This is a genomic window from Pseudomonas sp. USHLN015 (genome assembly GCF_037153275.1).
In the GTDB taxonomy this organism is placed as follows: domain Bacteria; phylum Pseudomonadota; class Gammaproteobacteria; order Pseudomonadales; family Pseudomonadaceae; genus Metapseudomonas; species Metapseudomonas tohonis.
Genome location: NZ_JBBCKP010000003.1, coordinates 486,588 through 500,325, shown reverse-complemented (window position 1 = coordinate 500,325; position 13,738 = coordinate 486,588). Strand labels below are relative to the sequence as shown.

At 67.3% G+C, this 13,738-nt stretch carries 11 protein-coding genes; 2 read left to right on the top strand and 9 right to left on the bottom strand.

Features of this window, described 5'->3' with window-relative positions; all coding sequences use genetic code 11:
* Window positions 1-268: 268 nt before the first annotated feature.
* Complete coding sequence (pmbA, locus tag WFQ67_RS08470; protein ID WP_263152898.1) at window positions 269-1,615, bottom strand: metalloprotease PmbA; 1,347 nt, start codon at window positions 1,613-1,615, stop codon at window positions 269-271.
* A 144-nt stretch (window positions 1,616-1,759) separates the two neighbouring features.
* Between pmbA and yjgA the strand changes: the two genes are divergently transcribed.
* Window positions 1,760-2,281, top strand: a complete 522-nt coding sequence (yjgA, locus tag WFQ67_RS08465) for a ribosome biogenesis factor YjgA (RefSeq protein WP_173173224.1) — start codon at window positions 1,760-1,762, stop codon at window positions 2,279-2,281.
* A gap of 58 nt (window positions 2,282-2,339) precedes the next feature.
* On the opposite strand, the gene tldD is transcribed toward yjgA, so the two are convergent.
* The 8 genes from tldD to mreB are packed head-to-tail and all read right to left on the bottom strand — an operon-like array spanning window position 2,340 to window position 13,225.
* Window positions 2,340-3,782, bottom strand: coding sequence for a metalloprotease TldD (tldD, locus tag WFQ67_RS08460; RefSeq protein WP_111263652.1), 1,443 nt, complete (start codon window positions 3,780-3,782; stop codon window positions 2,340-2,342).
* Window positions 3,779-4,633: a carbon-nitrogen hydrolase family protein gene (locus WFQ67_RS08455; RefSeq protein WP_213628551.1), complete on the bottom strand. Its 855-nt coding sequence runs from the start codon at window positions 4,631-4,633 to the stop codon at window positions 3,779-3,781. The genes tldD and WFQ67_RS08455 overlap by 4 nt, the downstream gene beginning before the upstream one ends.
* A 55-nt stretch (window positions 4,634-4,688) precedes the next feature.
* Window positions 4,689-8,519 (bottom strand): YhdP family protein, encoded by a 3,831-nt coding sequence (locus tag WFQ67_RS08450; RefSeq protein ID WP_337056588.1) that lies wholly within the window; start codon window positions 8,517-8,519, stop codon window positions 4,689-4,691.
* A 14-nt stretch (window positions 8,520-8,533) separates the two neighbouring features.
* The gene (gene rng / locus WFQ67_RS08445) at window positions 8,534-9,991 is read right to left on the bottom strand and encodes a ribonuclease G (protein WP_337056587.1); all 1,458 of its coding nucleotides are present in this window, start codon (window positions 9,989-9,991) and stop codon (window positions 8,534-8,536) included.
* Window positions 9,992-10,000: 9 nt separating this feature from the next.
* Entirely contained in the window at window positions 10,001-10,594 is a 594-nt protein-coding gene (locus WFQ67_RS08440) for a Maf family protein (protein WP_213628548.1), read from the bottom strand.
* Window positions 10,595-10,643: 49 nt separating this feature from the next.
* Entirely contained in the window at window positions 10,644-11,132 is a 489-nt protein-coding gene (gene mreD, locus WFQ67_RS08435; protein ID WP_213628547.1) for a rod shape-determining protein MreD, read from the bottom strand.
* Window positions 11,132-12,154: a rod shape-determining protein MreC gene (mreC, locus tag WFQ67_RS08430; RefSeq protein WP_213630425.1), complete on the bottom strand. Its 1,023-nt coding sequence runs from the start codon at window positions 12,152-12,154 to the stop codon at window positions 11,132-11,134. The genes mreD and mreC overlap by 1 nt, the downstream gene beginning before the upstream one ends.
* Window positions 12,155-12,187: 33 nt before the next feature.
* Entirely contained in the window at window positions 12,188-13,225 is a 1,038-nt protein-coding gene (gene mreB / locus WFQ67_RS08425; RefSeq protein ID WP_021217765.1) for a rod shape-determining protein MreB, read from the bottom strand.
* A 218-nt stretch (window positions 13,226-13,443) separates the two neighbouring features.
* Here mreB and gatC point away from each other — a divergent pair, with 218 nt between their 5' ends.
* Window positions 13,444-13,731: an Asp-tRNA(Asn)/Glu-tRNA(Gln) amidotransferase subunit GatC gene (gatC, locus tag WFQ67_RS08420; RefSeq protein ID WP_021217764.1), complete on the top strand. Its 288-nt coding sequence runs from the start codon at window positions 13,444-13,446 to the stop codon at window positions 13,729-13,731.
* The last annotated feature ends 7 nt before the right edge of the window (window positions 13,732-13,738 follow it).

Below are 13,738 nucleotides of genomic sequence, written 5' to 3'. Positions count from 1 at the left end.
CTCAAATAGCAAATATTCGTATTTGAGAATAATAAACATTATCGACAGTTGCAAAGTGAAAGTGCGTCGGAGGCGGCCCAGCCTCACGTCAGCGGACGCAACCTACGAGGTAACGGCTGGCAGATAGGCTGCAAAAACACCCAACAGCGCCAATCTCCGGGGCGCATGAAAGTCGTGTCGTCGGGTGTCAGGGAACCATCGGTGCGGGAAAATCACCCATAAAAAAACGCGCCACCAGGACGCGTTCTTCATGACGATGGCTGGGCGATCAGCTGCCCGCCACCGTCATGCGCTCGATCAGCACCGAGCCGGTGCGGATATTGCCGCGCACTTCGAGATCGCTACCCACCGCCAGGATCTGCCGGAACATGTCCTTCATGTTGCCGGCGATGGTGACTTCCTGGACCGGGAACTGGATCTCGCCGTTCTCCACCCAGTAGCCGGCCGCGCCACGGGAGTAGTCGCCGGTGACCATGTTCAGGCCGTGCCCCATCAGCTCGGTCACCAGCAGCCCGCGGTCCATGCGGCGCAGCAGCGCCTTCTGGTCCTCCTGCCCGTGGGTGACGAAGAGGTTGTGCACGCCTCCGGCGTTCGCGGTGCTGGGCAGGCCCAGCTTGCGGCCGGAATAGGTGCCGAGGATGTAGGAGACCAGTTCGCCCTTCTCCACGAACGGCTTGGCGTAGGTCGCCAGCCCGTCGTTGTCGAAGGAGGCGCTGGCCATGGCGCGCGGTATCAGCGGGCGTTCGTCGATGCTCAGCCACTCGGGGAACAGGCGTTGCCCCAGGGCGTCCTCGAGGAAGGATGACTTGCGGTAGAGATTGCCGCCGGAGATCGCCGACAGGAAGCTGCTGAACAGCCCGGTGGCCAACTCGGCCGCGAACAGCACCGGCACCTCGCATGTCGGCACCGGGCGGGCGCCCAGGCGGTTGACGGTGCGCTCGGCCGCACGACGACCAATGACCTGCGCATCGGTCAGCTGGGTGCCGATACGGTTCACGTCATACCAGTAGTCGCGCTGCATCTGCCCTTCGCCACCGGCGATCATCACGCAGCTCAGGCTGTGCCGGCTGCTGGCATAGCCGCCGATGAAGCCGTGGCTGTTGCCGTAGACGCGGCAGCCCTGGTGGGTGCTGAGGGTGGTGCCATCGGCATTGCTGATGCGGGGGTCGGCATCGAAGGCTGCCGCCTCGCACACCAGCGCCTGCTCCACCGCCTGCTCGGGGGTGATGGCCCAGGGGTGGTAGAGGTCCAGGTCCGGCAGGTCGCGGGCCATCAGGCCGCGATCGGCGAGGCCGGCGCACTCGTCCTCGGACGCGTGCCTGGCAATGGCCAGCGCAGCCGCCACCGTCTCGCGGATGGCGTCGTCGCCGGTGGCCGAGGTACTGGCCGAGCCCTTGCGCTGCCCCACGTACAGGGTGATGCCGAAGCCCTGGTCGCGGTTGAACTCGACGGTCTCCACCTCGCGCTGGCGCACCGTGGTCGACAATCCCTGCTCCACCGAAACCGCGACCTCGCAGGCCGTCGCACCCTGGCGACCGGCTTCGGCGAGGATGCGCTCGACCCGTGCCTGCAACTCGGGCAAGGCCTGCGGGCCGACCACTTCTACTTCACTCATAGCCACTCCAGTTCACAAAACCTTTCGACGGGGCGGGCGCACCCGGCGCACCGCCCCACGGACCGCATCATTGCGGCGCCAGCCGGGCCGGACAATCCCCGTCCGACTGGTTATCATGGCGGCGTTTCCCACTGGATCGCCCCCATGTCTGAATACCTCGACGACGACTTCTCCGGAGAGAAGAGCAAAACCCAGGTCAAGAAAGAGCTGCACGCCCTGCAGGACCTTGGTGAACGTCTGACCACGCTCAAACCCGATGTTCTCGCCAAGCTGCCGCTGACCGATGCGTTGCAGAAGGCCCTGCTGGACGCGCCGAAGCACAAGGCCCACATCGCACGCAAACGCCACCTGCAATACATCGGCAAGCTCATGCGCGAGCAGGACATCGAGGCCATCGTCACCCTCGTCGACCAACTCGACGCCTCCACCCGCCAGTACAACGAGCGCTTCCACAACCTGGAGCGCTGGCGCGATCGCCTCATCGGCGGTGACGACGACACCCTGGAATCCTTCGTCGTCGAATACCCGGAAACCGACCGCCAGCACCTGCGCAGCCTGATCCGTCATGCCCAGCACGAAGCGGCCCGTAACAAACCGCCGGCCGCCGCGCGCAAGGTCTTCAAATACATCCGCGATCTGGACGAAACCCAGCGCGGGCTGCGTTAAAGGCCGCTGGTAGCTCGAAGCCGGAAGCCACACGGCTTCGAGCGCCCAACGCCCCTCCTCAGGCTCCCGTCCCCCCCACCGTGATCGCATCGATCTTCAGCGTCGGCTGACCCACACCCACGGGCACCGATTGCCCGTCCTTGCCGCAGGTACCCACGCCGCTGTCCAGCGCCAGGTCGTTGCCGACCATGGAAACCCGGCTCATCGCCTCGGGGCCGTTGCCGATCAGGGTCGCGCCCTTGACCGGCGCAGTGATCTTGCCGTTCTCGATCAGGTAGGCCTCGCTGGTGGAGAACACGAACTTGCCGCTGGTGATGTCCACCTGGCCGCCGCCCAGGTTGGCGCAATAGATGCCGCGCTCCACCGACGCGATGATCTCCTCGGGGTCGCTCTCCCCCGCCAGCATGTAGGTGTTGGTCATGCGCGGCATCGGCAGGTGCGCATAGGACTCGCGACGGCCGTTGCCGGTGGGCGCCACGCCCATCAGGCGGGCATTGAGCTTGTCCTGCATGTAGCCCTTGAGCACGCCGTTCTCGATCAGCGTGGTGCATTGGGTCGGCGTGCCTTCGTCGTCCAGGCTCAGCGAGCCACGACGACCCGCCAGGGTGCCGTCGTCGACGATGGTGCAAAGGCTGGAGGCGACCTTCTCGCCGATCCGCCCGCTGTAGGCCGAGCTGCCCTTGCGGTTGAAATCGCCCTCCAGGCCGTGGCCCACCGCTTCGTGAAGCAGCACGCCGGACCAGCCCGCCCCCATCACCACCGGCAGGGTTCCAGCCGGCGCCGGGATGGCTTCGAGGTTGACCAGTGCCTGGCGCAGCGCCTCGCGGGCGTAGCCCATGGCGCGGTCCTCCTGGAGGAAATAGCGGTAGTCGGTACGCCCGCCACCGCCGTGGCCGCCACGCTCGCGACGACCGTTCTGCTCGACGATGACGCTGACGTTGAAGCGCACCAGCGGGCGCACGTCGGCACCCAGGCTGCCATCGCTGGCGGCGACCAGGATGTGCTCCCAGACACCCGCCAGGCTGACGGTGACCTGCTTGATGCGCGGGTCCAGCGCCCGGGTAGCGACGTCGATGCGCTTGAGCAGCTCGACCTTCTCCGCCCGGTCGATCACGTCCAGCGGGCTGTCGGGCGCGTAGAGCCGCGCCACGTCGGGGCTGGCGAAGGCCTGCACGCGGCCCTGCTGCCCGGCGCGGGCGATGGAGCGTGCGGCGCGGGCCGCCTGGCCCAGGGCGTCGGCGGTGATGGCGTTGCTGTAGGCGAAGCCGGTCTTCTCGCCGGACTGCGCGCGCACGCCCACGCCCTGGTCGAGATGGAAGCTGCCGTCCTTGACGATGCCGTCCTCCAGCACCCAGGACTCGGAGACCTGGCCATGGAAGTACAGGTCGGCAGCGTCGATGCCCGGGCCTGCGAGCTCGCCCAGCACGCCCGGCAGCTGCTCGATGGTGAGGCCGCCGGGTGCCAGCAGCTGGTCACTGACGGATAACAACAATTGGCTCATAACTTCTCCGTTCTCGCAGGCGCAGGTGCGGCCGGCGTCAAGAATCTTCTGTGTGCCGTCACCGGCATGCGCTGGCGCACCGCCAGCTGTTCCTCCGCATCACGGTTGGCCATCAGCACCGCTTCGCCGCTGGCCTGCTCGGCCAGCACGCGACCCCATGGGTCGACGATAGACGAATGCCCGAAGGTCTCGCGTGGCCCCGGATGAACGCCACCCTGCCCCGCCGCCAGCACATAGCACTGCGTCTCGATGGCGCGGGCCCTCACCAGCACCTGCCAGTGCGCCGCGCCGGTCACCGCCGTGAAGGCCGACGGCGCGGTGATCAGCTCGGCCCCGGCCTCGCGCAGCGCCCCGTACAGCTCGGGGAAGCGCAGGTCGTAGCAGACCGTCAGGCCCAGCCGCCCCACGGGGGTGTCGGCGACCACCACGCGATCACCGAAGGCGTAGTCGTCCGACTCGCGGTAGCGGCCTCGGGCATCGGCCACGTCGACATCGAACAGGTGGATCTTGTCGTAGCGCGCGACCCGCTCGCCCTGGTCGTCCACCAGCAGCGAACAGGCGTTGGGCTTGGCGTCCGGAGCATCGTCCGGCGGCAACGGCAGGGTCCCGGCGACCACCCATAACCTGAGGTCGCGGGCCGTCCGTTTCAACCAGGGCAGGATCGGCCCTTCGCCATGCGCCTCGGCGCGGCCGATCGCACCGTAGTCGCGGCGGCCCATGGCGACGAAGTTCTCGGGCAGCACGGCGAGGCGGGCACCGTTCCCGGCGGCAGACTCGAGCAGGCGACGAGCGGCTGCAAGATTGGCCAGGACATCGTCCTGGCTGACCATCTGGATCACCGCGAAACTCATGGCGTTCTCCACAGTGGATATCGCCGCATGCTACTCCAGCGCAGGGCCGACGGAATCAATTGGGCTTCTCGAACGGCTTGTCGAAGCTGATCTTCGGCTCCTTGAGCGGCCCCTTCACCTCGTACTGCACGCTGGCGAAGCGCGCGACCTTGTCGCCCAGCAGCTTGTCCACGACGAACAGCGCACCGCCGATGGCCGGGGCGCCGACGATCAGCGCGGCCAGCGGCAGGTTGTTGGTCACCGGCAGGGTCACCAGCAGCTTGGCGTCGATGGTGTCGTGGGCCATGTCCAGGGTGCCCTTGAGCTCGACCCCGCTGGAAGGCCCTTCGAGGACGATGGGCTGGCGGGTGACGAAGACGCCCTCGCTGCCCACCAGCAGGCCCTTGACCCGGTCATAGGCCAGGCCCTTGCCGAGCAGGTCGGAGAAGTCCAGGCGCAGGCGGCGGCCGATGGAATTGAAATTCAGCAGGCCGAACACACGCAGCGCCTGGGCGCTGCCCTCGACCTCGACGAACTGCCCCTTGCGCAGGCTGGCATCGAGGGTGCCGGAGAACCGCTTGAGGCTGACCCAGGCCGGCGAGCCGGGCCAGCGGCCATCGGCGTCCAGGCGGAAGCGCTCGCTGGTGGCGGTGGGCGCGTAGTTCCAGGCCAGCAGCACATCGGCCAGGTTCTTGCCCTCCAGGCGCCCCTTGTACCAGCTGGAGCTCGCCCCGGCGTTGCCCTCCCAGCCGGTGGAGCCGGTGATCTTGAGGCCCTTGAGGTTGAGGTCGAGATCGCTGAACAGGGTGCCCTGGGCCGTCGGCCGGGCCTTGAGCGACCAGGCCCCCAGCGGTTCGTCGCCGAACTGCACCTGGGCGATGCGTACATCGAGCGCCGGAACGGAATGGGGGTCGATGTCCTTGAGCGGGTCGGGGCTGGCCTCCGCCGCCTCGTCGTTCTCCGGCGGCTTGGGCAGGCGCACGCGGGCCATGTCGACGACGATGGGCGCCCCCTTGGCATCGGGCAGGTTGACGCTGCCCTGCAGCAGGTCGCTGTCCAGATCGACCTTCCACAGCGCATCGCCCCGCGCCAGGCCGATGCGGAAGTCCTCCAGGCTCATGCCCATGCCGCTGAAGTGGCCGATGCGCAGGTCGGCCCCCTGCAACAGGCCGACGGCATCACCTGCGTCCTTGGCGGCGTAGCGATCCCGCACCGCCTGCCAGGCCGCGAGGTCCAGCTCGTCCAGGGTGCCGCGCACCCGGATGCCGCGGTTCGACGGCATGCTCGCGCTGCCCGAGCCCAGCAGCAGTTCGCCGCGCGCCTGGGCCAAGTCCGTCGCCGGCGCGGCAACCGCGAGGTTGGCCCGACCGCCATAGTCGAACCAGTAGCGTCGCTCCGGGCCGTCCAGGGTCATGCGCCACTGGCTGTCACGTACTTCGTCGGCAGCCTTGCCGAAAGGCGCCGGCAGGTCGACGGATACGCCCTTTAGGCTGGAGGCGATGCGCAACTGGCTGTCCTTGCCATCCAGCAACAGGTCGAGCTGGTAGGGAACATCGCCGGCGACCGGCAGGGGCCGGGTCACGCCCAGCCAGGCCGAGACATCCTTGATCGCGGCACGGCCGCTGGCCTGGATGCGCGTGCGGCCCTTGCCATTGCGCCCTTCGGCGACCGCCTTGGCGGTGACTTCGCGACCGAAGGCCTTGCCGCGTATCTGCGGCGAGCTGAGACCGCTGGCGGTATCGAAGCGGAAGGCGCCGGCGAGGTCGGTGAGTTCGAGGCTCGGCTTGGCGAACTTCAAGCGCGATTCACGGGTCGCCAGCTCGACGATCACCCGGGGCTCGCCACCGGCCTTCTCCAGCGGGATGTCCAGGTCCAGGCTGCCGTCCAGGGTGCCATCGCCCTGCCAACCGGCCATCACCTCGGCGGCTGGCGTCGGCGCTTCCTGCATGATCTTCAGGCCATCGCCGAAGCTGCTGTCCAGCTTGGCCCGGACCCGCAGGCGCGGCACCTGGCCATGCTCGACGTGGGGCACATCGGCACGCGCATCGCTGATGCGGCTGTCGAGAATGCGCGCACTGGGCACCCGCACCCGCACGCCGCTGTCCTCGATGAACACATCGCCACGGGCCTCGCGCAGCGCCGGCCAGCCTGGCTGGTAGGCGAGCTCGGCATCGTGGACCTTGAAGAACAGGCTGATGGATCGCGATTCCGGCACCGAGTCGTGCTGCAGCGAGCCCTGGTACTGGAAGAACCCCTCGTCGACCGAGCCGCCCTTGATAGCGGTCTTCAGCCACTCGGCCAGGGCCGGGCTGAGGCCGCTGGAGAGGGTCGGCAGGTATTTCTCGGTGTAGCGCGCATCGCCGTCGTGCAAGCCGACACGCAGGTCCATGTAGTCCTCCTGGGCCGGGTCGCGCAGCAGGCGGATGAGGAAGTCGCCTGCGACCTTGCCTTCATCGCCGACCACCTGGAGGTAGGGGCTGATCAGGGTGAACGCCTGGTCATCCAGCTTCCAGGTCAGGCGCGCGTGCGCCTCGCGGTAGCGCCAGGGCTTGGGGAACAGGTGATCGAGGTGCAGGGCGAAATCATCGGAATCCATCCGCAGCTCGCCGCCGGCCAGGTCGCCGGTGATGCTGCCACTGACGTTCTCGGCCGCCGGCGCGCCATGCACGGCATTGAAGGTGATGCGCTCCAGGTTGGTGCTGAAGCCGATGCGCCGGGCACCCTCCACCTGGGGCCGGTAGACCGCCTGCAGATTGCGCAGCGCACCACGGGGCTTGAGCCCGCTGACCAGTTCCGCGGCCAGGTCCGGCAGCGGCACCAGGCCCTCCACCAGCGGCACCAGGGGATCGAGGTCGAGGCGGTCGGCGGCTAGCTTCCACTCGGCTTCGCCCTGCCCGTTGTCCTGCACCTGCTCCAGGCGGATGTGGGCGTTGCTGTAACGCTGCTCGCCGACGCTCACCGCCAGGGAATCCAGCAGCAGGCTCATGCCCTTGTCGCTGCGGTTGAAATAGGCGTCCACCGCCAGGTCCTGAACGGCCACGGGCTTGCGTTGCGCGTAGCTGCCGCGCAGTTCGCCGACATGCAGCCGGGCCACCGCGCCTTGCAGGGCGCCGCGCTTCCAGTCGACCCAGAGTTCGCCACCGCCCTTGAGCTGCTCGACACGCCAGTCGCGGGTCAGGCTCCTGGGCAACCAGCGTGCCCAGTCGCTCTGGGGCAGGCTGAGGTAGATCTCGGCCTCGCTGCCCAGCAGCGCGTCTGGGTCGATGCGGGTGCGCAGGCGCAGGCTCAGCGGCTGGCCGTCCGGCAGCGTCAGGCGGCCGTCCAGGCGCTGCCGGGCAGCGCTGCCGCTGAGGGTCGTCTGTACATAGGTGAAGGTGACCGGCTTCTGCTTCCAGGGCTCCAGGGTGACCTGGCTGTTGAGCAGGGACAGGCGCTGGACGTGCTTGAAGCCATCGAGCAGCTTGCGCGCATCGAACGGGGCCTGGTCGTCCCGGGCGGGCATGCCGGCCAGGGTCCACTTGCCGGCTTCGTCCTGTTGCACCTGCAACTGCAGACCCTCGACCTCGAGGCTGGCGATGCGCGCGGTGCGCGCCAGCAGGCTGCCGAGCAGGTCGGGCACCACGCGCACCTGGTCCAGGCGCAGGACTTCGTCACCTTCCCCGAGCGTGACGTCATGGGCGACCAGCACCGGCCCCATGCCCTGCCAGCGACCTTCGAGGCTGCCGATCAGCAGGGGTTCGCCAAGGGCCTGCCGGGCCTTCTCCTGGACTTCGCCCCGGTACTCGGCCACCAGCGGCACCAGTTGCCGGCCGAGGCTCACATAGAGGGCGGCGAGCACCAGGCCCAGCGCGCAGAGCGCCAGCAGGGTACGCAGGAGGGTGACGAGGGACAGGCCCTTGCGCGCCATATCAGTTCAAGCCCTCAGAGCAGCACGACATCGTATTGTTCCTGGGAATACATGCTCTCGACCTGGAACTTGATGGTGCGACCGATGAAGGCCTCGAGATCGGCGACGTTGCCCGACTCCTCGTCCAGCAGGCGGTCCACCACCTTCTGGTTCGCCAGCACCAGGTAGCCCTCGGCCTGGTAGGCGCGGGCCTCGCGGAGGATCTCGCGGAAGATCTCGTAGCAGATGGTCTCGGCGGTCTTCAGCATGCCGCGTCCCTGGCAGCTCGGGCAGGGTTCGCAGAGGTTCTGCATCAGGCTTTCACGGGTGCGCTTGCGGGTCATCTGCACCAGGCCGAGCTCGGTGATGCCGATGATATTGGTCTTGGCGTGGTCCCGCTCCAGTTGCTTCTCCAGCGTCCGCAGGACCTGGCGCTGGTGCTCCTCGTCCTCCATGTCGATGAAGTCGATGATGATGATGCCGCCCAGATTGCGCAGGCGCAGCTGGCGGGCGATCGCGGTGGCCGCCTCGAGGTTGGTCTTGAAGATGGTCTCTTCGAGCGTGCGATGGCCCACGAAGGCGCCGGTGTTCACGTCGATGGTGGTCATCGCCTCGGTGGGGTCGATGATCAGGTAGCCGCCGGACTTCAGCAGCACCTTGCGCTCCAGGGCCTTCTGGATCTCGTCCTCGACGCCGTAGAGATCGAAGATCGGGCGCTCGCCGGGGTAGTGCTCCAGGCGGTCGGCGATCTCGGGCATCAGCTCGTCGACGAACTGGGTGACCTTCTGGAAGGTCTCGCGGGAGTCGATGCGGATCTTCTCGATCCGCGGGTTCACCAGGTCGCGCAGGGTGCGCAGGGCCAGGCTCAGGTCCTCGTATATGACCGAAGGCGCCGGGGCGCTCTGCATCTGCGAGGAAATCTGCTCCCACAGGCGGCGCAGGTAGCGGATGTCGACGAGGATTTCCTCGGCCCGCGCGCCGTCGGCAGCGGTACGCAGGATGAAGCCACCGGTTTCCTCGATGCCTTCGGCAGCGACGCAATCGGCGACCACCTGCTTGAGGCGTTCGCGCTCGGACTCGTCCTCGATCTTCAGCGAGATGCCGACATGGGCCGTACGCGGCATGTACACCAGGTAGCGCGAGGGGATGGACAGCTGCGTGGTCAGGCGTGCGCCCTTGCTGCCGATGGGGTCCTTGGTCACCTGCACCACCAGGGCCTGGCCCTCGTGGACCAGGGCGGTGATGTTCTCCACCGCACTGCCTTCTCGGTTGGAAATCTCCGAGGCGTGGATGAAGGCCGCGCGGTCGAGGCCGATGTCGACGAAGGCCGCCTGCATGCCCGGCAGTACCCGCACCACCTTGCCCTTGTAGATGTTGCCGACGATGCCGCGGCGCTGGGTGCGCTCGACATGCACCTCCTGCAGCACACCGTTCTCCACCACCGCCACGCGCGACTCCATCGGCGTGATATTGATCAGAATCTCTTCGCTCATGCTGAGAACCTACCCGACCCGCTGCCAAACAGAAATGCCGAATTCGCCCAGCAAGTCCGCCGTTTCCAGCAACGGTAGACCCACAACGGCGGAATAACTCCCCTGGATGTTCTCGACGAACACCGCACCGAGCCCCTGGATTGCGTAGCCGCCCGCCTTGTCCAGCGGCTCACCGGTAGCCCAGTAGGCCTCGCGCTCCGCCTGGGGGATGACGCGGAAGCGTACCCGGCTGGTCACCAGGCGCGAGAGGCAAAGGCCGGATTCGGCCACCGCCACGGCGGTCAGCACCTCGTGCTCGCGCCCGGAGAGGTCCGCCAGCATGGCCAGGCCGTCGTCGCGATCCAGGGGTTTGCCGAGGATACGGCCATCGAGCACCACCGAGGTGTCGGCCCCCAGCACACAGGTGCCGGCTGCGGCATCACCGAGCGCAGCCAGGCCGGCGGCGGCCTTTTCACGGGCCAGGCGCTCGACATAGCGCTCGGCCGTCTCGCCGGGGCGTACGGACTCATCGATGGCAGCGGAAAGAACCTGGAAGGGAACGCCGATCTGGGCGAGCAGTTCGCGGCGGCGGGGCGAGCCGGATGCCAGGTGGAGCGTGGCCATGCTGGGACTTCTCCATGTCGAGAAGGCACGCGGCATGGCCGCGGCCCGGTCAGTTGACGTTGAGGCGGCGGCTCAAGCCGCGCAGGGCGGCGAAAACCCAGGGCCAGAGCAAGGCACTGACCAGAGCGGGCAAGAGGAACAACAGGGTCGGCGGACGGTTGCCGGTCAGGGCGTTGAGCCACAGCTGCACCAGCTGGGCCAGGCCGAAGACCACCATGAGTACCAGACTCTGCTGCCACATGGGGAACATGCGCAAGCGCTGGTGCAGGGCCAGTACGAGGAAGGTGATCAGCGCCAGGATCAACGCGTTCTGCCCCAGCAGGGTGCCGTAGAGCACGTCTTCGGCGATCCCCACCAGCCAGGCGGTTGTCATGCCCACGCGGTGCGGCAGGGCCAGGGTCCAGTAGGTGAGCAGAAGCGCGGGCCACAGCGGCCGCCCGACTTCCATGAAGGTCGGCATGGGCGCGACGCTGAGCAGCAGCGCCAGTACCAGGCTGAACCAGATCACCCAGCCATTGTTCGAGCGGGCGCTGACCATCAGCGGTTCTCCCGGTTGGCGGACGGCGTGGCCGGTGTCGAGGAAGCCGCGCCGGCAGGTGTTGGTGCTTGAGATGCAGGTGCCGCCTGCGTGGCGGCAGGCGCGGCCGAACCCGGGGTACCCGCAGCGGGCCGGCCGGCGGCCTCGCGATCGGCCGCTTCCTGGGCTTCGGCCGAGTCGTTGGCACGCTGTTCGGGGCTGCGTGTATCGGTGAACACCAGGAGCAGGTAGCGGCTGCGGTTCAGCGCGGCGGTGGGTACGGCGCGGACGATGGCGAAGGGCTGGCCGGAGTCGTGGATGACTTCCTTGACCGTCGCCACCGGATAGCCGGCGGGGAAGCGCTGGCCGAGGCCGGAGCTCACCAGCAGGTCACCTTCCTTGATGTCCGCGGTATCGGCCACATGGCGCAGTTCCAGGCGCTCCGGGTTGCCGGTGCCGCTGGCGATGGCGCGCAGGCCGTTGCGGTTGACCTGCACGGGAATGCTATGGGTGGTGTCGGTGAGCAGCAGGACGCGGGCGGTGTAGGGCATGACCTCCACCACCTGGCCCATCAGGCCGCGGGCGTCGAGCACCGGCTGGCCGAGGAAGACGCCGTCCTTCTCGCCCTTGTCCACCAGGATGCGGTGGGTGAAGGGGTTCGGGTCGACGCCAATCAGTTCGCCCACCAGCACCTTGTCGTCCACCAGGGCGGAGGAGTTGAGCAGCTCGCGCAGGCGCACGTTCTGCTCGGTCAGGGCCGCCAGCTTCTGCAGGCGACGCTGCATCAGCAGGCCTTCGGCCTTGAGTTTCTCGTTCTCGGCGATCAGGGTGCTGCGGCTGGTGAACTGGTCGCTGACGCCATCCCAGAGGCGCACCGGCAGATCGGCCAGCCAATAGAAGGGCGTCAGCACGAGGCCCATCTGGCTGCGTGCCGGTTTCAGGGTGTCGAAGCGGGCATCCACCACCATCAAGGCGGCAGAAAGCACGGCGAACACCAACAGGCGCACGCCGAGCGAAGGTCCCTTGGCGAATAGCGGTTTTATGACCCGCTCCTCTGGTGCAATGGCTCTCCGACCTTATTCGGTGGAGAGCAGGTCCATTGCGTGACGATCCATCATTTCCAGGGCACGACCACCGCCACGGGCCACGCAGGTCAGCGGGTCCTCGGCGACGATCACCGGCAGGCCGGTTTCCTGGGACAGGAGCTTGTCGAGATCGCGCAGCAGCGCGCCACCGCCGGTCAGCACCAGGCCACGCTCGGCGATGTCGGAAGCCAGCTCCGGCGGAGACTGCTCCAGGGCGCTCTTGACCGCCTGGACGATGGTCGCCAGGGATTCCTGCAGCGCTTCCAGAACCTCGTTGGAGTTCAGGGTGAAGCTGCGCGGTACGCCTTCGGCCAGGTTGCGGCCACGAACATCGATCTCGCGGACCTCGCCACCCGGGAAGGCGGTGCCGATTTCCTGCTTGATGCGCTCGGCGGTGGATTCGCCGATCAGGCTGCCGTAGTTGCGGCGCACGTAGGTGACGATGGACTCGTCGAAACGGTCGCCGCCCACGCGTACGGATTCGGCGTAGACCACGCCGTTGAGGGAGATCAGGGCGATCTCGGTGGTGCCGCCGCCGATGTCGACGACCATGGAGCCACGGGCCTCTTCGACCGGCAGGCCGGCACCGATGGCCGCGGCCATGGGTTCTTCGATCAGGAAGACTTCACGGGCGCCGGCGCCCAGGGCGGATTCGCGGATGGCGCGACGCTCGACCTGGGTGGACTTGCAGGGAACGCAGATCAGCACACGGGGACTGGGCTGCAGGAAGCTATTCTCGTGCACCTTGTTGATGAAGTACTGCAGCATCTTCTCGCAGACGCTGAAGTCGGCGATCACACCGTCCTTCATCGGGCGGATGGCGGAAATGTTGCCGGGGGTACGACCGAGCATGCGCTTGGCCTCGGTCCCAACAGCCACGACGCTTTTCTGGTTGCCGTGGTTACGGATGGCGACCACGGACGGCTCGTTCAGGACGATGCCGCGTTCGCGCACATAAATCAGGGTATTGGCAGTGCCCAGGTCGATCGACAGATCGCTGGAAAACATGCCACGCAGTTTCTTGAACATGGGAGAGGGACCCTAGGCAACGCGTGGGTAAAAAAGTGCGGCAAACTCTAACAACGACAGGGATTTTGGGCAAGGCGCCGATATGTTAAATTGCCGGTTTTTCCGGGCCTCTAGGCCCATCATCGCGGCCTTTGACCGCCCGTTCGCGGTGCCGTTCCCGGCGCCCTTCCCGCACGGTCCCGAGCACCGCGCTGACCGCACCTCAGCTGGAGAACCCGATGGCGCTTGAACGCTCCGACGTGGAAAAGATCGCCCATCTCGCCCGCCTGGGCCTGAACGACGGCGATATCCCGCGTACCACCGAGACCCTCAACAACATCCTCGGCCTGATCGACGCGATGCAGGCCGTGGATACCGACGGCATCGAGCCGTTGGCCCACCCCCTCGAAGCCACCCAGCGCCTGCGCGCTGACGAAGTGACCGAGGAGAACCACCGCGACGCCTACCAGGCCATCGCGCCGGCCGTCGAGAACGGCCTCTACCTCGTGCCTAAAGTCATCGACTAAGGAAAAG